Below are 21536 nucleotides of genomic sequence, written 5' to 3' on the forward strand. Positions count from 1 at the left end.
TCCCGCACGAGCCGCAGCGTGGCTTGCGGTTTGGTCCTTCTGGCCCTTCCCCCGTGAATCATCGGCGGAACAATTCCGTGAACGCCGTCCCTTGTCGAGCAAGCGACGAATTGGGGCGGCCGCGATAATCATTTGTTTTCTCAAGGGTTTTTGAAATCCCGCACATCGCCTCCGGCTTCCAAATTTTAAAGTTCGCGCATCACTTGACATTTGTCGATTGCAACTTGACTATTGTCAGCATCGGCATTTGGGCGGGAGATCACGTGCCGATCGGCATCCGACAGGGATGGCCGAAGTCATGGGAGGACGATGGTGGAGCTGTTGCTCGAAGTGGAAGGGCTGAAGAAGTCCTTTGGTGGCGTCGCCGCCTTGCGCGACGGTCGCTTTCAGCTTCGCGCCGGCACGGTTCACGCGCTCTGCGGCGGCAATGGCGCCGGCAAGTCGACCTTTCTGAAGATCCTGATGGGCATCCAAAAACGCGATGCCGGCTCAATCCGCCGTCGCGGCAAGGATGTCGAATTCACCAGCCCCGCCGACGCGCTGGCCTCGGGGATCGCCATCATCGAGCAGGAACTGAGCCCGGTTCCCCACATGACGGTCGCCGAGAACATCTATCTCGGCCGCGAGCCCAAGGCGCGGTTTGGCGGCATCGATTTCCGTGCCATGAACCGCGCCGCGCAGAAGCTTCTGGACGACCTCGAATTCGACATTCGAGCCACCCAGTACATGATGAACCTCTCGGTCGCGCAGATGCAGCTGGTCGAGATCGCCAAGGCGCTCAGCCACGACGCCGAGGTCATCTTCATGGACGAGCCGACCTCGGCGATCGGCGAGCGGGAGGCGCAGCATCTGTTCGCCGCGATTGGCCGCCTGCAAAGACAGGGCCGCGGCATCGTCTACGTGTCGCACCGCCTGTCGGAAATATTCCAGGTCGCCGATTCCTACACGGTCTTCCGGGACGGTTCCTATGTCGGTAGCGGGGCGCTTGCCGAGATCGACCGGCCCGGCCTGATCCGCATGATCGTCGGCCGTGAGCTGTCCGAGGAATACGTCAAGACCAACACGCCGACCGAGGAAATCGGACTCGAAATTGCCGGGCTGAGCTGCCCGAACAAGATCGAGGACATCTCCTTTTCAGCCCGCAAGGGCGAGATCTTCGGCATTTACGGGCTGATGGGGGCTGGGCGGACGGAAATCTTCAATTGCCTGTTCGGGCTCGACAGGCCTTCGGCTGGAACCATCGCCATCGACGGAAAACCGGTCGCCATCTCGAAGCCAGCGGATGCGATGGCGCATGGTCTGGCGCTGGTCACCGAGGATCGCAAGCTGACCGGCCTCAATCTTTCCGATTCCGTGCGCGCCAACATCTGCATGGCCAGCCTGCCCGAGATGAGCCCGGCCTTTGCCATGGACCGGCCGCGCGAGGCGGAAGCGAGCCGCCGGATGCGGGAGCGATTTCAGATCAAGGCGGCGCGCGACACCATGCCGGTCTCCAGCCTGTCAGGCGGCAACCAGCAGAAGGTGGTGCTCGGCAAGTGGTTCCTGCGCAACCCGAAGGTGCTGCTGCTGGACGAGCCTACCCGTGGCGTCGATGTCGGCGCCAAGCGTGAAATTTACCGGATCATCTGCGACTTCGCCGCCGCCGGCGGCACGGTGGTGATGATCTCTTCCGAGATCGATGAAGTTCTCGGGATTTCGGACCGGATCATGGTGATGCGGGCCGGCAGAAGCGCCGGAATCTTCAGGCGGGAGGAAACGGATGCGCAATCACTCGTCCACCTATCGACCTGAACAGGGTTCGGCGGCAAAGGAGCCAGGAATGTCGGTTGGCGACAAGAAGACGATGCAAGGCTGGCTCGGTTCCGAGCAGCGCCGGCTGCTGATCCAGGAGTACGGCATCTTCCTTGCCTTCCTGATCCTGGTGGCGGTGCTCTCGGTCTCCAACGAGTTCTTCCTGACCGCCGGCAACATCTCCAACGTGCTGCTGCAGACATCGATCAACGGTGTCCTGGCCATCGGCATGACTTTCGTCATCCTGACCCGCGGCATCGATCTCTCGGTCGGCTCCGTCGTCGCGCTCGCGGGTATCGTCAGCGCCAGTTTCATGACCACTTCGGCGACCGCCGGCATCGCCGGCGCGCCCTATCCGGTTGCCTTGGGCCTCGCTATCGGCCTTCTGGTCGGCATTGCCTGCGGCGCGATTTCGGGCCTCATCGTGTCGCGCTTCTCGGTGCCGGCCTTCGTGACGACGCTCGGCATGCTTTCGGCGGCGCGCGGCATGACCCTCATCTATGGCGGCGGCCGTCCGGTTCCCGCGCTGACGCCGGCTTTCCGCTGGATCGGCACCGGCGACGTCTTCGGCATACCCGCGCCGGTCTTCATTCTTGCCGTCGTGTTCGCCGTGTCGTGGTGGATCCTCAACCGGACGCGTTTTGGCCGCTACATCTATGCCGTCGGCGGCAACCCGCACGCGGCCCGGACCTCGGGCATCAACATCACCCGCATCCAGTTCCTCGTCTATATCATTTCCGGCGGCCTTGCCGGCTTCGCCGGGATGCTGCTCAGCGCCCGCACCGGATCCGCGCTCCCCCAGGCCGGGATTGCCTATGAGCTCGACGCGATCGCGGCGGTGGTGATTGGCGGAACCAGCCTGTCGGGAGGCGTCGGCCGGGTGACCGGCACGCTGATCGGCGCGCTGATCATCGGCGTCATGAACAACGGCCTCGATCTGATGGGCATCCAATCCTACTACCAGCAGGTCCTCAAGGGCGCCTTGATCGTCGGCGCCGTGATGCTCGACCAGAAGCGAAACTACGGGGCCTAGGCCCCTTTCCGGTACCGGACCCGCGTCAGCGCGTCCGCTGCAAGGCGAACCATGTCGGTCGCTCACTCAAGGTGGAGGTAACGAAATGAAAAGATGGATGATCGCGCTCGCATCCGCGACCGCACTGCTGGCCGCGCCGGCCATGGCACAGGACAAGATCAAGATCGGCGCCGCGCCCTACGGGCTGAATGCCGAGTTCATGCAGATCTGGGTGGCCGCGCTGCAGGACCATCCCGCCGTCAAGAGCGGCGAGGTCGAACTGACGGTGTTCGACGGCCGTTATGACGCGCTGGTGCAGCAGGACCAGTTCAAGACGATGGTCACGCAGAAATACAACGCGATCATCTTTGCGCCGATCGACGTCGACGCGGGCGCTGCCGCCGTGCAGGCCGCCGCCGACGCCGGCATTCCGGTCATCGGCTCGAACACCCGCGTCCATTCCGATCTTCTGACCTCCTATGTCGGATCGGACGACACGATCTCTGGCTACATGGAAGCCAAGACCGTGCTCGACAAGATCGGCTGCAAGGGCAATGTGGTCATCCTCGAAGGTCCCGTCGGCCAGTCCGCGCAGATCTCGCGCCTGGAAGGCAATAAGAAGGCGCTGGCCGAATGCCCCGACGTCAAGGTGCTCGAGGACCAGACGGCAAACTGGTCGCGCGCCGAGGCCCAGACGCTGATGGAGAATTGGCTCACCGCTCACCCGAACCAGATCAATGGCGTGATCGGCCAGAACGACGAGATGGCGCTCGGCGCCATCGAGGCGATCAAGGCAGCCAAACTTGACGTGAAGAGCTTCTCCATTGCCGGCATCGACGGCATCACCGACGCGCTGCATGCCGTCAAGAACGGCGACATGACCTCGATCCTGCAGGATGCGCGCGCCCAGGCGCAAGGTGCGCTCGATCTTGCCATCCTCAATGCCAAGAAGGGTGACTACAAGCCGCAGTCCGACATCTGGGAGACCTACAAGGACATGCCCTGGAAGGACGGCAAGGAGAAGCTCTACAATGTACCGTGGACGCCGGTGACGGCTGACAATGTCGACAAGCTGCTTGCGACGCGCAAGTGATCCAGCCGCGGGGTGGGCTTTGCGGCCCGCCCCGCATTCCGTCAGGCCGAGAAGAGAACCATGACCGAAACAATAGATGTTGATCTCAATTTTTCGCTGGGCGGCAAGGTCGCCCTGGTCACCGGCGGCGCGTCGGGCATCGGCAGCGCCATCGCATCGGCATTCGCCGCAAAGGGCGCAATTGTCGGGGTGATCGATATCAATGAAGCGGTTGCGCAGGCGAAAGCCGCCGAACTCGGCAATGGCGCGAAGGCCTTCGTGTGCGACGTGTCCAGCACGCAATCCGTGGACGCCGTGTTCGCTTCGGCGCTGGCGGCATTCGGCGATATCGACATCGTCGTCAACAGCGCCGGCGTCGTCATGCTTGCTCCTGCCGAGGAACTTAGCCTCGACGCCTGGGACAAGACTATCGCCATCAATCTCAAGGGAACGTTCCTGATTTCGCAGGCTGCCGGGCGCGCCATGATCAAGGCCGGCAAGGGCGGCAAGATCATCAACATGGCCTCGCAGGCCGGCACCGTGGCGATCGACCAGCACGCCGCCTATTGCGCCTCGAAATTCGGCGTCATCGGCCTGTCCAGGACGCTTGCCGCCGAATGGGGCAGGCACGGCATCACGGTCAACACGATCTCGCCGACCGTGGTTCTGACCGAGCTCGGCAAGAAGGCCTGGGACGGGCCGCGCGGCGAGGCGCTGAAGCTGCGCATTCCGACCGGCCGCTTCGCCTTCCCGCAGGAAATCGCCGCCGCTGCCGTGTTCCTGGCCTCGAACGGCGCCGACATGATCAACGGCGCCGACCTTTTGGTCGACGGCGGCTACACCATCATCTGAGCGGCGGGAGCAACAATGCAGCGTTTCATCAACAATCCCGACGAGGTCGTCGAGGACACGGTCAAGGGCTTCGTCAAGGCGCATGCCGACATCATCAGGCTCGGCAGCAGCAACCCGCGCGTCATCGCGGCCCGCCATGTCCCGGTCGCCGACAAGGTCGGCGTGATCACCGGCGGCGGCTCCGGTCACGAGCCGGCCTTCATCGGCTACACCGGCCGCAACATGCTGGACGCGGTCGCGGTCGGCGAACTGTTCTCTTCGCCGACGGCCAAGAGCTTCCTCGACGCGGCGCGCGAGGCCAATGGCGGCAGAGGCGTCGTCTGCCTCTACGGCAATTATGCCGGCGACAACATGAATGTGAAGATGGCCATCAAGCTGGCCGCCAAGGAAGGCATCGAGATCGCCACTGTCGTCGCCAATGACGACGTCTGCTCGGCAGGACCGGACGAGCGCGAAAAGCGTCGCGGCGTCGCCGGCGAGATCTTCATGTGGAAATGCGCCGGCGCGCTGGCGGCGGAAGGCGCAAGCCTCGAGGATGTGCAAGCGACGGCGCAAAGGGCGATCGACAATTGCCGCTCGATCGGTGTTGGCCTTGGCCCCTGCACGCTGCCTGCCGTCGGGCATCCGAATTTCCTGATCGAGCCGGGCACGATGGAGGTCGGCATCGGTCACCACGGCGAGCCGGGCGTGCGGGTCGAGCCGCTGAAGCCAGCGGCCGACATTGCGCGAGATATGGTCAAGATCGTGCTCGACGATCATGCGCTTGCGGCGGGAACCGAAGTGGCGGTGCTGGTGTCCGGCCTCGGCGCGACGCCGGTCAACGAACTCTACATCCTCAACGACACCATCGAGGCCGAGATCCGCGGACGCGGCCTGGTCATCCACAAGACCTATGTCGGCAACTATTTCACCTCCTTGGAAATGGTCGGCGCCACACTCACGGTCATGGCGCTCGACACCGAGCTGAAACGGCTGCTGGACGTCGATGTCGATTGTCCCGCAAGGCTTTAGGAAACAGGCAGATGCAGCAGTTTGACAATGCTTCCGCGGGCGACATCGTGCTTTCGCTCGCCGACCGGATCATCGAAAACCGGGCCTATCTCAGCGAGATCGACGGCAAGATCGGTGACGGCGACCACGGCGTCAACATGGCCAAGGGCTTCGGCATGGCGGCGGACAGGATCAGGGGCAACGACATGTCGCTGGCCTCGGCCTTCGATACGCTCGGCACCGTGCTGATGACCGAGATCGGCGGCTCCATGGGACCGCTCTATGGCATCATGTTCACCCAGTTCGCCGAAACGATCGAAGCCTCCCCGTCGATCGGCGCCGAGACCTTCGGCGCCATGCTGGGCAGCGGCCTCGAAGGCATCCAGACGATCGGGTCGGCCAAGGTCGGCGACAAGACCCTGCTCGACTCGCTTGTGCCGGCCGTCGAGGCCTTCAACAGCGCCAACGCCGCCGGCAAGCCGTTTGCGGACGCGCTCGACGCGATGGCCGCCGCCGCCGACGAAGGCCGTGACAGCACGAAGAACCTCGTGGCCAAGATCGGCCGCGCCAGCCGGCTCGGCGAACGTTCGGTGGGTGTCCTCGACGCCGGCGCGACATCCTGCGCGTTGATCCTGACAACCCTGGCGTCCGGCGCCAAGCAGAAGCTGCGGTCGCCCGCGACCGCCAGCCATTGATTTATGAATATGCTCCTCCCGAGCAAAGGCTCCCGGCTGACATTGCAGCCGGGAGCGCGCTAGATGGCCGATCGCGGCAAGATTGAGAGTTCTCCCGTTTGCGCTCATCTTGACGATCGATCTTGGATTCGGGGAAACCAGGCAGCATGACCGTCAAGACATCATCGGCGCGCAAGAACGGAACCGAGGCGGCGGCCGAGCCCATCCCCTTGCGCTACGGCGACGATCCGTATGTCTGGGCCTGCTGGCTCTACTACGAAGACCACATGACGCAAGGCGACATCGCCGAGATCATGGGCATATCGCGGGCGACGGTGAACAGCTATCTGGCCGACGCCCGCGCCCGCGGCATCGTCAACATCTCGCTCGAACCGTCGCGGCTGAGTTCGCTTTCGATCGCCCAGGAACTCAAACGCCATTTCGGCCTGCATGACTGCCTGGTGGTGCCGAGCGACGACAACGCACGGCCGCTGATCGACCGCCTCGGCGGGGCAGCGGCGCAGGCACTGGCCAAGCTGTTGAAATCCGGCGACACGCTTGCCGTTGCCTGGGGACGCACGGTGCTGGCGATCGGCGAGCAGGCATCGGTGCCCGGCCTTCAGGACGTCACCGTTGTCCAGGCCACCGGTGGAACGGCCGCCAACTTCGCCTATACGCCGGAGCTCTGCGCGTCGGCCATCGCCGGCGCGGTCAAGGCGCGGCTGATCAACATCACGGCGCCCGCCGTCGTCTCCACCGCCGAAGTCCGCGACATGCTTTTGCGCGAGCCGCTCATTCAAAGCCAGTTCGACGCGCTTGCCAAAGCCAACAAGGCACTCTTCGGCATCTCGTCGCTGCGTCCGAACTCGACGATCCACACCAGCGGCTTCTTCGAATCCGTTTCGCTGCAGCAATATCTCGCCAGGAACGCGGTCGGCGTCGTCGCAGGCCGTTTCATCGATGGCCAGGGCCATCCGGTGGCCGGCCCACTCGACGATCGGACGATCGGCATATCGCTGGACATGTTGAAGGCCATCGGCCTGCGCATCGCCGTGGCCGGCGGCTTCGACAAGGTGCCGGCGATCCTGGCCAGCCTGCGCGGCGGCTACGTCAATGTGCTGATCACCGACGCCGCCACCGGCCGCGGCATCCTCAATGCCGACGGTGTCACGGAGCTCGACCAGAAGCTGTCGCAGCGCCCGAGGGTCGACAACACGATTGCCCTGCCCAGCAATTACCGGACCCATATCAAGAAATTCCTCAACGACCCCGACGATGTCGTCGAGGAAATGCTCGACGGCGTGGTCAAGGCCCATGCCGCCTACATCAAGCCGATCAAGGGTTCCAACCGTGCCCTGGTCGCCCGCACCGGGCCGAGGCCCGGCAAGGTCGGGCTGGTGATCGGCGGCGGCTCGGGGCACGAGCCGTGTTTTCTCAGCTATGTCGGCAAGGGCCTCGCCGACGCCGTGGCTGTCGGCAACATCTTTTCCTCGCCTCCTCCCGGGCCGATCCTCGAGTGCACCCAGGCGGCATCCGGCGGCGAGGGCGTGCTTTTCGTCTACGGCAATTATGCCGGCGACGTCATGAACTTCGACATGGCGGCCGAGATGGCGGCGGACAAGGGCATCGAGGTGCGGACCGTGGTGACCACGGATGATATCGCCTCCTCTCCGCTGGAGGACAGGGATGGCCGCCGCGGTGTCGCCGGCAACTTCTTCATGTTCAAGATCGCCGGGGCCGCTTGCGACCGTGGCCTGTCGTTGGATGCCTGCGAAGCGGTAACACGCAAGGCCAATGCGCGGACCTTCACCATGGGCGTCGCGCTGGAGCCCTGCTCGATGCCGCAGACCCGCCGCCACAATTTCGAGATCGGCCCCGACGACATCGAGATCGGCATGGGCATCCATGGAGAACCCGGCGTCATCCGCGAAAAAATGATGAGCGCCGATGCGATCACCGACCGGGTGATGGACCGCATCTTCTCCGAAATGAAGCCGGCGGCGGGCGACCGCGTGGCGGTGCTGATCAATTCCTTCGGCGCGACGCCATTGATGGAACTCTACATCCTGTTCCGGCGCGTCGAACAGCGGCTGAGTGCCAAGAGCATCCAGATAGAGGCGAACTGGGTCGGCCACTATTGCACGTCGCTCGACATGGTCGGTGCATCCATTTCGATCCTGCATCTCGACAATGAGCTGTCGGAGCTTTTGCGCCATCCTTGCGATACGGCCGTGCTGCGGATCGGTTGAGGACAACAAGAGATGCGTCTTACGGACCAAGGCCGCATCCTGCTTGAACTGGGAGGACCATGATGTCGGACAACGCCGCACGACGCCTGAGCAGGATGTTCTACCGCATATCGATCGCCATCGAGGCGGGAAAGGATCGACTGTCCGATCTGGACGGCGCGATCGGCGACGCCGACCACGGCATCACCATGTCGCTCGGCTTCATGGCCGTGAATGCCTATCTGGCCAAACTCAATCTCGACGACACGCCTCCCTCGGAGATCTTCACGGCCGCCGCCTCGGCCTTCCTCGACGCCGTCGGCGCCTCCACCGGACCGCTCTATGCGACCGCATTCCGAAGGGCCGGACAGGCGCTCAAGCAGGATGAATGCCTCTCGCTCGCCGACCAGGCGGCGATCATCAAGGCGATGACGGCCGGCATCATGGAACGCGGCAAGGGGCAGCGCGGCGACAAGACCATGCTGGACGTGTGGATCCCCGCCACCGAAGCCGCGCTCAACGCACAGGCCCGCAATGCCGGTGACCTGGATATGTGGAACAGCATCCTCGAAGCCGCGGAAGCCGGCGCCAACGCGACGCGGTCCATGGTGGCGGCGCGCGGACGGGCGGCGCGGCTGGGAGAGCGGTCGCTCGGGCACATGGACCCGGGCGCCGCATCGGCCGTCATCATCCTGCGCGCGATGAAGGACACCTTCACCGAGAGCGCGCCTCGCGGGCACTGAAAATCGAGCTGTGCCTCGATTGGTCCCGGAAATGGCCAGCTGCCTGCCAGCACAGGTTACCTTGCCAACGAAGAACCGAGCGTTTACAGGCGTTATCGGTGGAAGCGATCCTGCTTGAGGGGCGGGATTTGCAAAGCGGGGCAACAATGATGCGTGATAGCAACGCCTATGCGGTTGCGAGCAGGGACATCGTCTTCGAATCCTTCGATGGCGAGGCCGTGGTGCTCAACCTTGCGAACGGCAAGTATTTCGGCTTCTCCGATTCCGGCAGCAGGATCTGGCAGGCGCTGTCGTCCGGGGTCGATGCCCAGGCCCTGACCGGGCTTACCGCCGGCGGTTCGACACTCGGCGCGGCTGAAGTCGAACACTTCATCTCGCAATTGCTCGAACTGGGGTTGCTGGTGCGCTCAGAAGCGGCGGCGCAATCCCTGCCGGGCGATTTGGCTGCCGAGCTTGCCGCCACGAACGAGCCTCTCAAGGTGAGCATTCACGACGACCTCGCCGACCTGATCATCGTGGATCCCATCCACGAGGTCGAGGAACCCCTCGGCTGGCCGGCGGTCAAGCAGGCTTCCTGACGAGCCGGCTGCATCAGAGATAGGGGCGCATGATGCCGCGCGTCACGCTCGAAACCTTGCCGGATTACGCCCGGTATCTCATCACCGCCGCAGAAGCCGCACACTATCCGGCCACGCGGACGGTCCGCCTGCCCCGGCTGGAGCTGACCGCGCATGTCGGTCCCGGTATGCTTGCGGAGGCGCTTGGCAACGCCTTCGTGGAGGCCGCGCATGATGATGCCGAACCGTCGGCATGCCGCATCTTCATCGAGCACCCTGGCATTTGCGGCATCCCTGAGCCGGCACGGTGGGGCGACGCGCATTTCACCGAATACGGCTTTGCCGAACGGCTCGCCGAGGCCGGGCTGCGTGGCCACTATTTTCACGATCTGGATTTCTGGCAGGTCTACGACCCGCAACGCCGCGTTGGCGTGCAACTGATGGCTGCGGCCGATGCCTTTCCGCCCTGGGAGCCGGCAGCGCCGCTGCGGGCCTTCCTGCACTGGGACTATGCGGCGCGCGGCATGCGGCTGACCCATGCCGGTACGCTGGGTGCCAATGGCAAGGGCGTGCTGCTCGCCGGCGCGGGCGGCGCCGGGAAATCCGGCACGGTCGCCGCCGGTCTGCTCAATGGGCTGGACAGCGTCGGCGACGACTACGTGCTGATCGATCTCGCGGGCGGCGTGACCGCGCGGCCGCTGTTTTCGACGCTGAAGCAGGACCCGCAAGGGTTCACACGGCTGGGGCTGAAGCAGCGGCTGAAGATCGAGAGCCCCTTGAACTGGCAGGGCAAGCACACGTTTCACATTGCCGACATCGCGCCACGGCCGGTACCAGCGGCGCTGGACATCGTTGCACTGGTGGTGCCACATATCGGCGGTGGCGAGACGAGTTCGATCGTGCCGGTGTCGCGTCGAGACGCGATGATTGCACTGGCACCGTCGGGCATCATGCAGATGCCGGGGGAACGTGAAAGCGGTTTCCGCTTCTTCGGCGATCTCACCCGCCTGCTGCCAAGCTACCGCCTGTCCCTGGGAACGCGTCCCGAGGAGATTGCCGGTACTGTTGCGGATTTTCTAACACGGGTTGCTTCGTGAAGTTGAGCGTGATCATGCCGGTCTACAACCGCGAACGCTATGTCGTTCCGGCCTTGCGCTCGCTGCTGCGCCAGCGCGATGCCGCCGATCTCGACATCATCGTCATCGACGATGGCTCGACCGACGGTTCGGCGGAGGCGGTGCGTTCGATGATGGTCGAGAACCCCTGCATCCGCCTGTTCCGGCAAGAGAATATGGGCGTCGCCAGGACACGCAATGCCGGGCTGAGAAGGCTGCCCGCAGACGCCGAATTCGTTTCGTTCCTGGATTCGGACGACATCTCGCTGGCCGGGCGCTTCAAAACGGATCTCGCGCTTTTCGGCGCCGACCCCACCCTGGAGTTGACCTATTCGCTGATGACATTGGCTGACCGGATTGACGACGAGAGGCTGGAGCCCGCGCCCGACAGCCACACCATGACGCTTCGGGGAATTTCGCTGAGCACCGCCCTGTTCCGCAGGGGCCTTGTCGAGCGCACGGGCCAATTCGACGAGGAGTTCGAGCAGGCCGAGGACACAGACTATCTGCTGCGGGTTTTCGAAACGGGTCCGAACTACGAATTGCCTGATACCGTCGCGGTCTACTACCGGCGCCACGCCGGGAATATTACCAAGGGACATGACAGCCGGGTCCGCAACCATTTGCGCGCAATCCACAAGTCGATGCGACGGCGCAAGGCCGATCCGTCGTTGCGCGAGGTTCAGGGTATTTTCGAACTGAAGAGCCCATTTACCGATTGGCGGATGATGTGATGCCGAGGCTGAGCGTGATCATGCCGGTCCATAACCGCGAGACCCTTGTGGGGCCGGCGCTACGTTCGCTGCTCAGGCAGCGCGACGCCGCCGACCTCGACATCATCGTCATCGATGACGGCTCGACCGATGGATCGGCTGAAGCGGTGCGCTCGATGATGGCGGAGAACCCCTGCATCCGCTTGTTTCAACAATCCAATTTGGGCGTGACCCGGACGCGCAACACCGGGCTGCGACTGGTCGAAGCGGAGACCGACCTTGTCTCCTTCCTCGATTCGGACGACATTTCGCCGGTCGGACGCTTTGCGGCCGATATCGAGCTCTTCCGCAACGACCCAGATCTGGATCTCACCTATTCAAGGATGATGCTGGTCGACAAGATCGATGACGAGCGCCTGGAGCCCGCAGCTGGCAGCCGCAGCATCACGGTTCGCGGCATCCATTTGTCGGCGGCGATTTTCACACGCCGGCTTGTCGAGCGTATCGGTGTCTTCGATGAAGCCTTCAATCAGGCGGAGGACACCGACTACCTGTTGCGCACCTTCGAAAGCGGACCAAGATATGTGACACCGGAGACCGTGGCCCTCTACTACAGACGCCATCCCGGCAACATGACCCGACAGACCGACGTCCAGTCGCGTGAATTCATGCGCGCCATTTACAAGTCGATGATCCGCCGCAAGGCAGACCCGACCTTGCGGCGGATCGAAGGCATCTTCGAGCTCAAGGATCTCGCAGACTGGCAGTTCATGTGATGAGCGGATACGGCGTCGTCATCCCGGCCTTCAACGCCAGCGGCACCATCGCCGAGACGCTGCTATCGGTCGCGGCGCAAACGGTGCGACCTGAACTGGTGGTGATCGTCGACGATGGGTCGACCGACGATCTCGCTTCGGCGATCGCCGGAACGGACCTGCCGGTGCGCTTGCTGAGCCAGGCAAATGCCGGGCCTGGCAGCGCCACGACCAGGGGCATCGCCGCGCTGTCGACGCCGCTCATCGCGACGCTCGATTCCGACGACCTCTGGCTGCCGGACAAGATCGAGAGACAGCTGGCGCATCTCGACAGATGTCTCGCGACAGCGGGGGTTTTCTGTCACTGGCGGAATTTCCGCAACGACCGGCCCGACGCGCCCGAGGCCGAGGCCGTGCCCGGCTGGTCGCGGACCACCATGATGATCCGCCGTGAGGTCGCCGACACGGTTGGACCCATCGTCGATCCGCCGGGCGGCCGGGGCGAAATGATCGACTGGATCGCCCGGGCGCGCGAGGCGGGCCTTGCCCTCGACATGCTGGACGAGGCGCTGGCGCTGCGCCGCATCCGGCCGGGCAGCCTGTCCTATGGACGCGATGCGGCCCGCGACCGCGGCTATCTCCAGGTGGCGCGGCTCGCCATGCTGCGGCGGGCGCAGAACAAGGCCGGCTCGAGCTGATGGTGAATATTCGCCGTATTGAGCGTCGCTTCCCGGACTATGGCTGGTCATGGCCGACGGGCGGGCTCGACCAGTTGCTCAAGGCCGCACTTCTTCCCGACGAGGACGTTGCTGCCGCTTGCGCCGGCCGCTGGCTGGACGAGAACGATATCGATCACGTCTCGTTCCGCGAGCACCGGCTGCTGGCCGCGATCTCCGACAGGTTCGGCAGGAAGCTCGCCGGCCATTCCGCTTATCCGCGCCTCGTCGGCCTGCAGAAAATGTTGTGGACCAAATCGCGCATGGCGATGCGCGAAGCCGAACCGGCGCTAAAGGCGATGGCCAATGCCGGATGCCGGGTGATGCTGATCAAGGGCGCCAGCCGCATCGCATTGAACGCCTCGGCACAGCGCGGCCGGGTGGCGCACGACATCGACATATTGGTGCTGCCGCAGGACATGCAAACGGCCTTCGACGTGCTGCGCGACGGCGACTGGCAGATCGCCACTGGCGTCAGCCCGCAATATCTGCGGACGAGACTGGCGTCGTTGCGCTCGATGAACTTCTTCATGGGCAATCTTGGCGACATCGACCTGCACCAACTCGCCTATGACGGTTCGCAGCGAAGCGAGGAAGACGACCTGGCCATCTGGCAAAGGGCGAATGCCGCCGAGTTCAGCGGCGTCGGCGTGCTGGTGCCATCGCCCGCCGACCGCATCGCGCTTGCCATCGCGCATGGCGGGCTCGACGCCCACACGCACAGCGACTGGCTGGTCGATTGCGCGGTGGCTATCCGCGGCGGCGATGTGGACTGGGATGTGTTCCTCGATGTTGTCGCCAGGCGCGGCCTTGCCGTCGCCGCGGCGGTGGCGCTCTCCTATCTGGCGCTTGAAACAGGCGTGACGACGCCGGACAGGGTGCTGGCGCGTGTGCTTGACATGGCCGACCGCACCGGCCTCTCGCGCTGGTCTGCGGTGCTGCAGGCCAAGCCGCGGACCGATTTCGGCAGGCTGGTCTGGCTGTCGCGCGGCCTTGCCAAGCAGTTGCGGCTGAGGCGCAAGAGCGGTCGGCTGCGGCAGGAGCCGGCGGCCAAGGCCTGGCGTGGCAAGCCAGCCCGCAACGAGCCGTCGCAGACGCTGCCGCCACCTGTGTTCTCACAGGCCATACCTTGCCCACGAACGGCGGGCGACATGATGCTGGACATCACGGTCAGGATCAGTGTTCCACCGGTCCGCCGCCGCATCGAAATGGAGATCAATGCCGATGACGACCATATTGCGCGCCTGCGCGCCATGGCCATCAGCCGGTCCGGTGGCGAACGGGTGCTGCATTTTCGCGGCAAGGTGACGCTTGACGGGCAAGGACACGCCGTGACGCTGGAGGCGCGACCTTCCCGGCAATTCCGCCAATGGGACGACGACGCGACAGTGGCCGCCTATGGCGCACTGCCCTTCCATCTGATCTCGGCGACATTTTCGCCGTTGCGCTGAGATATCGCGCGGCTCTGGGCTATGCCTGACTGCCGGCCGCCGTCGAGACAATGTCCGTGCGTTCACGGGCCCTGATCTGGGCAAGCATCCATGCCGACAGGGACAATGGCACCAAGATGCCGATGCCAAGCCCGACAAAGTTCACCAGATGAGCGATGGCAGGATAGAGCCAGACCAGCGCCAGGAAAATCCGAGGCACGTTGGCGCGCGTCGAGAACAGGTAGGCGACAGCAACGGCAAGACCGACCGTGTCGTAGCTGTAGCCATAAGGCGTCGCAACAGTTGCCAGCACCGCGGTGAGAACCACTCTTTCGCCATGCTGGACCTGCCGCCAGGGCAGCCAGATCCAGATGCCGGCGGCGATGGCGGCGATCGTCGCAACCGCCTGCATTGCATAGGCGACTGTCAGCCCCGCGCCGCAAGCGCGCGCCAGGAAGAACATGGTTGCGGCATTGGCCTGGTAGGGTTGCGGATAGGGCGCCTCCAGTATCGCCGTCATCAAGGGGCGGGTTTGCGTCCAGAACAGGTGCCAGACGTCGAAGCCGAGCGAGGCGCCGGTCAAAATGAACAGCGCGGCCGATGACAGGGCGGCGGCGGCGATGGCGCGCCAGTTGCCGCTGGCCAGCAGGCAGAACGGGACCAGAATACCGAGATGCGGCTTGACCGTCAGCAACCCGAACAGCAGCCCGGCAAGGATCGGCCGCTTTGGCGCGACGGCCAATCCACCGATGAGGAGAGCGGTGATCAACGCGCCGTTCTGACCGAATATGGCGTTGACGAATACGGCCGGACACACACAGATGGCTGCTTCGGCAAGCGTGCCCAGTTTCAGCGGCCGCACCGCCAGCCAGAGGCAGAAGACGGTGCCGAAGGTCCAGATGAAATAGGCGGCAAAGATCGGCAACAGCGCCAGCGGCGCGCCGAAGATGAGGATGCTGGGCGGGTAGCTCCATTCCTGATTGGGAAGATCGGGCGAGAACATCTGCCGCAAGGCCGCGCGATAGGTGTCGACGTCGAACAGCCAGGCGACATGGCCGTCGAGCGCCATGCGCCCACCGGCCCACAGATTGGTGAAATCCCAGTAGGGCAGCCGGTCGCTGAGTTCGGAGAAGCCGTGCTCGTCGAAGGTCCACAAAGCAAGGTGGTAGCGCAGGCCGACCAAAATCCCGGTGCACAGCACAAGGGCCGCGAAACGGAAATCGGATCGATTGCGGGCAGTCTGATTGACCGGTGCCATTGTGCTGTTTTCCAAGACCCTGGCGGCCTTGATAAGGGATGGGCGTTAAGATCGGCTATACGGGGCTCTCGTGCTGCTTCGTCACCCGCCGCAGCGTCAGATTGATCCTGCCGCCGTTCTTGAGCAGTGCCGAAGTCGACGGGTAAATGCGGTCGACGCCATGGAAGGCAAGGCGGCCCTCGCCGCCGAGCACGACAACATCGCCGCTCTTCAGCCTGAACGACTTGGTGGCGCCCTCGCGCGTCGCCTGGCCGACCCTGAACAGGCAATCATCACCCAGCGAGACGGAGACGACGGGTGCCGAGAGATCGGCCTCGTCGCGATCCTGGTGCAAGCCCATCTTGGCGTCCGCCGTGTAGAAATTGATCAGGCAGGCCTGCGGCGGATTCGGATAGCCCGACACCTGCCGCCAAAGATCGAGCAAGCCCTCCGGGATCGGCGGCCATGGCTCTCCGGTCAGTGGATGCGTCGGCTGGTAGCGATAGCCGCGCTCCTTGTCGGTGACCCAGCCGAGCGGGCCGCAATTGGTCATGCGCACGCTCATCTCCTTGCCGGTGCGCGGCATGGCCGGCACGAACAGCGGCGCCTGCTGGACGATGCTCCTCACCGCCTCGACCAGCGCCTCCTGAACAGAGCGGGAGAGATAGGCCGGCATGTGACGGACGCCGTTGGGCAAAACGAGCATGGGATCGCGCACCTTGAGATAGTTCGAGCCCGCAAGATGCCACCATCAAGGGAAAACGGCGACCCGAAAGCCGTCGCCAATATCACCGCACTTGCCGATGTCGGGATGAATGGCGAATTCGCCCCCCGGTCCGGTGAAACGCGGTTGACGAGTAAACATGAATTACATAGTCAAGTTTTGAACTTGAGTGTTTAAATCAACAATTTTGATGCCGGCGAGAGGGAGAGGTCGCTGGCAGCGAATGGCAAAGAGCGAGGCATATTGACGTGACGTTTAATGAGGGATCCAACATGGTCTGGGGTGGCGGGGTTTGGTGCCGGGGATTGCTCGCCACGACGTGCCTTGTGACGCTGCTCGGTGCTCATCCAGCACTAGCGCAGCAAGCCGCCACCCAGCCACAAGATGGCACGCTCGAGCCGATCACGGTCAGCGGCAAGGGCGGCGGGGTCACGTCCGGGGATGATGACAAGACGGTGGCCGCCAAGCGCAGCTCCGGTGCGACCAAGACGGACACGCCGCTCATCGAAACGCCCCGCTCCGTCTCGGTGGTGACGCGCAAGGAGATCGAGGAGCGCGGCGCGCAGGACATCATTGAGGCGGTGCGCTATTCGGCGGGCGTCAGCACCGGCGCCTATGGCTTCGATCCGCGCTTCGACCAGATCTACATCAGGGGCTACGACGCCACGACGCTCGGCGACTACAAGGACGGCCTGCGCCAGCCCTACATCAATTACGGCACGTTCCGCACCGATCCCTATTCGCTCGAACGCGTCGAGGTCATCAAGGGACCGGTATCGGTCCTCTACGGCGCGGGAACACCGGCGGGCATCGTCAACAAGGTGCCCAAGCTGCCGACCGAGGACAGGATTCGCGAAGTCCAGTTGCTCTATGGCACGAAGGACAGGGCGCAAGCGGCCTTCGATTTCGGCGGGCCGGTCAGGGAAGGCAGCGACGAATTCCTCTACCGGATCGTCGGCTTGGCGCGGAACGGCGACACCAATTTCGACATCGCCGACGACCGCTATTTCCTGCAGCCGTCGCTGACCTGGAACCCCGATGCCGCCACCTCCTTCACCATCTACGGGCTGGTGCAGGCCGACGAGACGGATACCAATGTCGGCGCAATCACCGACGCGTTGGGAAAGGTTCACGCCCTGCGCGCAAGCGATCCAGACTACGACTATCAGAAGATCCGGCAGCAGCAGATCGGCTACAAGTTCGAGCACGATTTCGGCGACGGCATCACCGTGCGCCAGAACGTTCGATATTCCCACCTCGACCTGAGGTCGCGCTATCTTGCGGTCGCCAGTTGGACGGGCACGGTCGCGCATCGTTATGCGAACTCTATCCGCGACGAAATGAACGTATTCCAGGCCGACAACCAGGTCGAAGCCAAGTTCGACACCGGCGCGCTCGCTCATACAGTGCTTCTCGGCCTGGACTATACGAACCTGACTTCATCCTTCGGCTATGGGATAGGTCCCGTTGGTCCTGCCTACGATTTCGACATAGCCAATCCGACTTACGGTGTTTCCGGACCGACGCCGGACTACAATTTCACGACGTCCGATGCGGATCTGCGCCAGACCGGCATTTATGCGCTGGATCAGGTCGAGCTGGACAGATGGCGCTTCACGCTCGGTGGCCGGCAGACCTGGGTCGAGCAGACGCGTGACTACGGTGGTGGCGGTTCCGAGGGCTTGAACAAGAACGCTTTCAGCATGCAGGCAGGCGCCCTCTATCTGTTCGACAATGGCGTTGCGCCCTTCGCAAGCTATGCGACCTCGTTCGAGCCGGTAACGAACCGTTCCGAGTCGGGCGGCATTCTTCAGCCGACGAAGGGCGAGCAGTTCGAATTGGGGGTCAAGTATCAGCCCCCGGGGACTGACATCCTGCTGTCGGCGGTCGCCTATCATCTCGTCGAGAAGAACAAGCCAGTCGTGGTCGATGCCAATGCGGGAACGTACCGCGCGCTGGGCGAAGTCACCAGCAACGGCTTTGAGCTCGAGGCGCGTGCCGGCATCTCGGATGGGCTGGATGTGATCGCCGCCTATAATTACAACCATGCCGAGATCACGGGCGGTGGTCCCAACTCGACGGAGATCGGCAAGGTTCCCGCCGTCACGCCCGAGCATGTCGCGAGCCTCTGGGCCAACTACAAGTTCGACGAAGGCAGTGCCGCGCCGGGCCTTTCGGTCGGCGCGGGTGCAAGGCTGCAGAGCGCGACCTACACCGACACCACCAACACCGCCAAGAATGATGCCGCGATCTATCTCGACGCCTCGGCGTCCTATGATTTCGGCGCCATCGACAAGACGTATGAAGGTGTCAGCGCCGCCTTCGCCGTCCGCAATATCGCCGACGAGCGTCCCATCGTGTGCAACAGCGGCTATTGCTATTTGGGCCAGGGCCGCAACATCACGGCTTCGCTGAAGCGCAGCTGGTAGGGCGTGCGGTGTTTGCGCGTCTGCTGGACGCGCAAATGCTCTTGTCAAACTCGGTCAAGCACGCGATCGGTGTGGTGCTTAATCGCCCTCTACCCGGCCGCGCAGCTTCTTGATGGTCCCGCGCCCTGCCTTGCTCTTCAGCCGCCGCTCCACCGAGCCTTTCGACGGACGCGTCTTCTTGCGTGGCGGTGGCGGCGGTTCGGCGGCCTTGGCGACCAGAGCCGTGAGCCTTGCCCGGGCATCCGCCCGGTTCTGTTCCTGGGAGCGAAAGCGACCGGCCTCGATGACGATGACGCCGTCCTTGGTGGCGCGCTGGCCGGCAAGCTTGATCGTCCGCTCGCGCACACGTTCCGACAGGCCGGCCGCGTTGGCCGCGTCGAAGCGCAATTGCACGGCGGTCGCCACCTTGTTGACGTTCTGGCCGCCCGGACCCGACGAGCGGATGAAATCCTCGTGCAGATCGCCCGGATGGATCACGGCTTCGCCAGATATAATGATGTCGTCGTCGATCGGCATGGCGCAGTCATGGCGCGGCGGCGTGAAAAAGAAAAGGCCCGATCGCGACCGGGCCTTCACTGGTGCCGAGCGGCAATGATGACAAGCGGTTTGACGACTACTCCGCCGCTTCCTGCATGCGCGGCGCCGCACCGAGCACGACAGCGTCCACATGGCTCTCGAATTTCTCGAAATTGACGGCGAACATGCCGACCAGTCTTGCCGCTTGCCGGTCATAGGCAGGCTTGTCGGCCCAGGTCGAGCGCGGATCGAGAATGGCGTTGTCGACACCAGGCACGGCCACCGGCACCTTGAAGCCGAAATTGGCATCAGTGCGGAATTCGCCTGTCTTCAGCGAGCCGTCGAGTGCGGCGGCAAGCAAAGCGCGCGTCGCCTTGATCGGCATGCGCTTGCCGGTGCCATAGGCGCCGCCGGTCCAGCCGGTGTTGACCAGCCAGCAATCGGCGCCATGGCTGGCAATGAGTTCGCGCAGCAGATTGCCGTATTCCGACGGATGGCGCGGCATGAAGGGTGCGCCGAAGCAGGTCGAGAACGTTGCTTCGGGCTCGGTGACGCCCTTTTCGGTTCCGGCGACCTTGGCCGTGTAGCCGGAGAGGAAATGGTACATCGCCTGCGCCGGGGTCAGCCGCGCGATCGGCGGCATCACGCCGAAAGCGTCGGCGGTCAGCATGATAATGTTTCTGGGGTGACTGGCGCGCCCGGTCTTCGAGGCGTTGGGGATGAAGTCGAGCGGGTAGGCGCAGCGGGTGTTTTCGGTCAGGCGGCCATCGTTGAAGTCCGGCACACCGTCGGCGTCGAGCACGACATTTTCCAGCACCGTGCCGAAACGCTGCGTGGTGGCGAAGATCTCCGGCTCGGCTTCGGCCGACAGCTTGATCGTCTTGGCGTAGCAGCCGCCTTCGAAGTTGAAGATGCCGTGCGGGCCCCAGCCATGTTCGTCGTCGCCGATCAGCGTGCGCGACGGATCGGCCGACAGCGTCGTCTTGCCGGTGCCCGACAGGCCGAAGAAGACGGCGGCGTCACCGGCCGGTCCCTCATTGGCCGAGCAGTGCATCGGCATCACGCCCTTCTGCGGCAGGAGATAGTTGAGCATGGTGAACACCGACTTCTTCATCTCGCCGGCATAAGAGGTGCCGCCGATCAGCACGATCTTGCGGGTGAGATCGACGGCGATCACGGTTTCGGTGCGGCTGCCATGGCGGGCAGGATGGGCGCGAAAGGACGGCAAGTCGATGATCGTCATCTCGGGCACGAACTGCTCGAGCTCGGCTTTGTCCGGACGGATGAGCAGATTGCGGATGAACAGCGAGTGCCAGGCAAACTCGGTGATGACGCGCGTCGGCAGTTTCAGCTCGGCATCAGCGCCGCCGACCAGATCCTGAACATAGAGATCCTTGTCCGCAGCGTGGGCAAGGAAATCGGCGAACAGCGTCTCGAACTGGGCCGGCGAGATCGCCTTGTTGTTATCCCACCAGACATGCGCCTCGGTGGCGGCGTCGCGGACGACGAATTTGTCCTTGGGCGAACGGCCGGTGTGCTGGCCGGTCTCGGCTACCAGCGCGCCATGTGCGGTCAGCCGGGCCTCGCCGCGCCGGATCGAGTCCTCGTAAAGGGCGGCCGCACCGAAATTGTAGCGTACCACGCCGGTGGTTTTCAGGCCGATACGATCGATCGGGCAAGCAGGATTGCGTTTGCCGACTTCCGACATTGGTGTCCCTTCTTCGATTTTCCGCATCTTTGCCGGCGTCTTTCCGGCACGCCCACTGCGCAGGCTGAGATGGTCAAAACCAGAAAAGCCAAATGATATCAAATCATTAATCGATTTAAATATTTTGAAAGTTGTTTAAATCGTTTATATATGCGAAAAGTTTCACGGTTGCCCAAAGGATTGGCGATGTTCGTTCGTCCAATCCATGTCGAGGTTGAATTGTGGCCGGCGGCACCCCGCGCGTGACAGCGGACAAGGCCTATGCCACATTTTG

At 63.7% G+C, this 21536-nt stretch carries 19 protein-coding genes; 15 read left to right on the plus strand and 4 right to left on the minus strand.

Annotated elements, in window-relative coordinates:
* Positions 1 to 312 precede the first annotated feature (312 nt).
* From AC1DX4_RS01310 to AC1DX4_RS01375, 14 genes are all read left to right on the plus strand, one after another.
* Positions 313 to 1791: a sugar ABC transporter ATP-binding protein gene (locus AC1DX4_RS01310; protein WP_477219097.1), complete on the plus strand. Its 1479-nt coding sequence runs from the start codon at positions 313 to 315 to the stop codon at positions 1789 to 1791.
* Positions 1792 to 1819: 28 nt separating this feature from the next.
* Positions 1820 to 2824: an ABC transporter permease gene (locus AC1DX4_RS01315; RefSeq protein WP_477218600.1), complete on the plus strand. Its 1005-nt coding sequence runs from the start codon at positions 1820 to 1822 to the stop codon at positions 2822 to 2824.
* 85 nt (positions 2825 to 2909) lie between these two features.
* Positions 2910 to 3896, plus strand: a complete 987-nt coding sequence (locus AC1DX4_RS01320) for a substrate-binding domain-containing protein (protein ID WP_477218601.1) — start codon at positions 2910 to 2912, stop codon at positions 3894 to 3896.
* 60 nt (positions 3897 to 3956) lie between these two features.
* Positions 3957 to 4727 (plus strand): SDR family oxidoreductase, encoded by a 771-nt coding sequence (locus AC1DX4_RS01325; RefSeq protein WP_477218602.1) that lies wholly within the window; start codon positions 3957 to 3959, stop codon positions 4725 to 4727.
* 15 nt (positions 4728 to 4742) lie between these two features.
* Complete coding sequence (locus tag AC1DX4_RS01330; protein ID WP_477218603.1) at positions 4743 to 5738, plus strand: dihydroxyacetone kinase subunit DhaK; 996 nt, start codon at positions 4743 to 4745, stop codon at positions 5736 to 5738.
* An 11-nt stretch (positions 5739 to 5749) separates the two neighbouring features.
* Entirely contained in the window at positions 5750 to 6412 is a 663-nt protein-coding gene (gene dhaL / locus AC1DX4_RS01335; protein ID WP_477218604.1) for a dihydroxyacetone kinase subunit DhaL, read from the plus strand.
* 146 nt (positions 6413 to 6558) lie between these two features.
* On the plus strand, positions 6559 to 8640 hold the full coding sequence (locus tag AC1DX4_RS01340) for a bifunctional sugar-binding transcriptional regulator/dihydroxyacetone kinase subunit DhaK (protein ID WP_477218605.1): 2082 nt from the start codon (positions 6559 to 6561) through the stop codon (positions 8638 to 8640).
* Positions 8641 to 8702: 62 nt separating this feature from the next.
* A complete protein-coding gene (gene dhaL / locus AC1DX4_RS01345; RefSeq protein ID WP_477218606.1) occupies positions 8703 to 9362 on the plus strand; it encodes a dihydroxyacetone kinase subunit DhaL in 660 nt (219 codons plus the stop codon).
* A 98-nt stretch (positions 9363 to 9460) separates the two neighbouring features.
* A complete protein-coding gene (locus tag AC1DX4_RS01350; protein ID WP_477218607.1) occupies positions 9461 to 9940 on the plus strand; it encodes a PqqD family peptide modification chaperone in 480 nt (159 codons plus the stop codon).
* A 29-nt stretch (positions 9941 to 9969) separates the two neighbouring features.
* Positions 9970 to 11016, plus strand: a complete 1047-nt coding sequence (locus AC1DX4_RS01355; protein ID WP_477218608.1) for a serine kinase — start codon at positions 9970 to 9972, stop codon at positions 11014 to 11016.
* A complete protein-coding gene (locus tag AC1DX4_RS01360; protein WP_477218609.1) occupies positions 11013 to 11768 on the plus strand; it encodes a glycosyltransferase family 2 protein in 756 nt (251 codons plus the stop codon). The genes AC1DX4_RS01355 and AC1DX4_RS01360 overlap by 4 nt, the downstream gene beginning before the upstream one ends.
* Entirely contained in the window at positions 11768 to 12523 is a 756-nt protein-coding gene (locus tag AC1DX4_RS01365; protein ID WP_477218610.1) for a glycosyltransferase family 2 protein, read from the plus strand. The genes AC1DX4_RS01360 and AC1DX4_RS01365 overlap by 1 nt, the downstream gene beginning before the upstream one ends.
* Positions 12523 to 13200 (plus strand): glycosyltransferase family 2 protein, encoded by a 678-nt coding sequence (locus AC1DX4_RS01370; protein ID WP_477218611.1) that lies wholly within the window; start codon positions 12523 to 12525, stop codon positions 13198 to 13200. The genes AC1DX4_RS01365 and AC1DX4_RS01370 overlap by 1 nt, the downstream gene beginning before the upstream one ends.
* Complete coding sequence (locus AC1DX4_RS01375; RefSeq protein WP_477218612.1) at positions 13200 to 14669, plus strand: nucleotidyltransferase family protein; 1470 nt, start codon at positions 13200 to 13202, stop codon at positions 14667 to 14669. The genes AC1DX4_RS01370 and AC1DX4_RS01375 overlap by 1 nt, the downstream gene beginning before the upstream one ends.
* A gap of 19 nt (positions 14670 to 14688) precedes the next feature.
* Here the strand turns inward: AC1DX4_RS01375 and AC1DX4_RS01380 are convergent, their stop codons facing one another.
* Complete coding sequence (locus tag AC1DX4_RS01380) at positions 14689 to 15906, minus strand: glycosyltransferase family 87 protein (RefSeq protein WP_477218613.1); 1218 nt, start codon at positions 15904 to 15906, stop codon at positions 14689 to 14691.
* A gap of 55 nt (positions 15907 to 15961) precedes the next feature.
* The gene (locus AC1DX4_RS01385) at positions 15962 to 16591 is read right to left on the minus strand and encodes an alpha-ketoglutarate-dependent dioxygenase AlkB family protein (protein ID WP_477218614.1); all 630 of its coding nucleotides are present in this window, start codon (positions 16589 to 16591) and stop codon (positions 15962 to 15964) included.
* 290 nt (positions 16592 to 16881) lie between these two features.
* Between AC1DX4_RS01385 and AC1DX4_RS01390 the strand changes: the two genes are divergently transcribed.
* Positions 16882 to 19038 carry a TonB-dependent siderophore receptor gene (locus AC1DX4_RS01390; protein WP_477219098.1) on the plus strand — a complete coding sequence of 719 codons (2157 nt, stop codon included), beginning with the start codon at positions 16882 to 16884 and terminating at the stop codon, positions 19036 to 19038.
* A 78-nt stretch (positions 19039 to 19116) separates the two neighbouring features.
* On the opposite strand, the gene arfB is transcribed toward AC1DX4_RS01390, so the two are convergent.
* Entirely contained in the window at positions 19117 to 19554 is a 438-nt protein-coding gene (gene arfB / locus AC1DX4_RS01395) for an alternative ribosome rescue aminoacyl-tRNA hydrolase ArfB (RefSeq protein ID WP_477218615.1), read from the minus strand.
* 97 nt (positions 19555 to 19651) lie between these two features.
* Positions 19652 to 21262, minus strand: coding sequence for a phosphoenolpyruvate carboxykinase (locus tag AC1DX4_RS01400; RefSeq protein WP_477218616.1), 1611 nt, complete (start codon positions 21260 to 21262; stop codon positions 19652 to 19654).
* Positions 21263 to 21536: the final 274 nt, after the last annotated feature.

The sequence above is a fragment of the Mesorhizobium sp. P3_A8 genome (assembly GCF_056402995.1).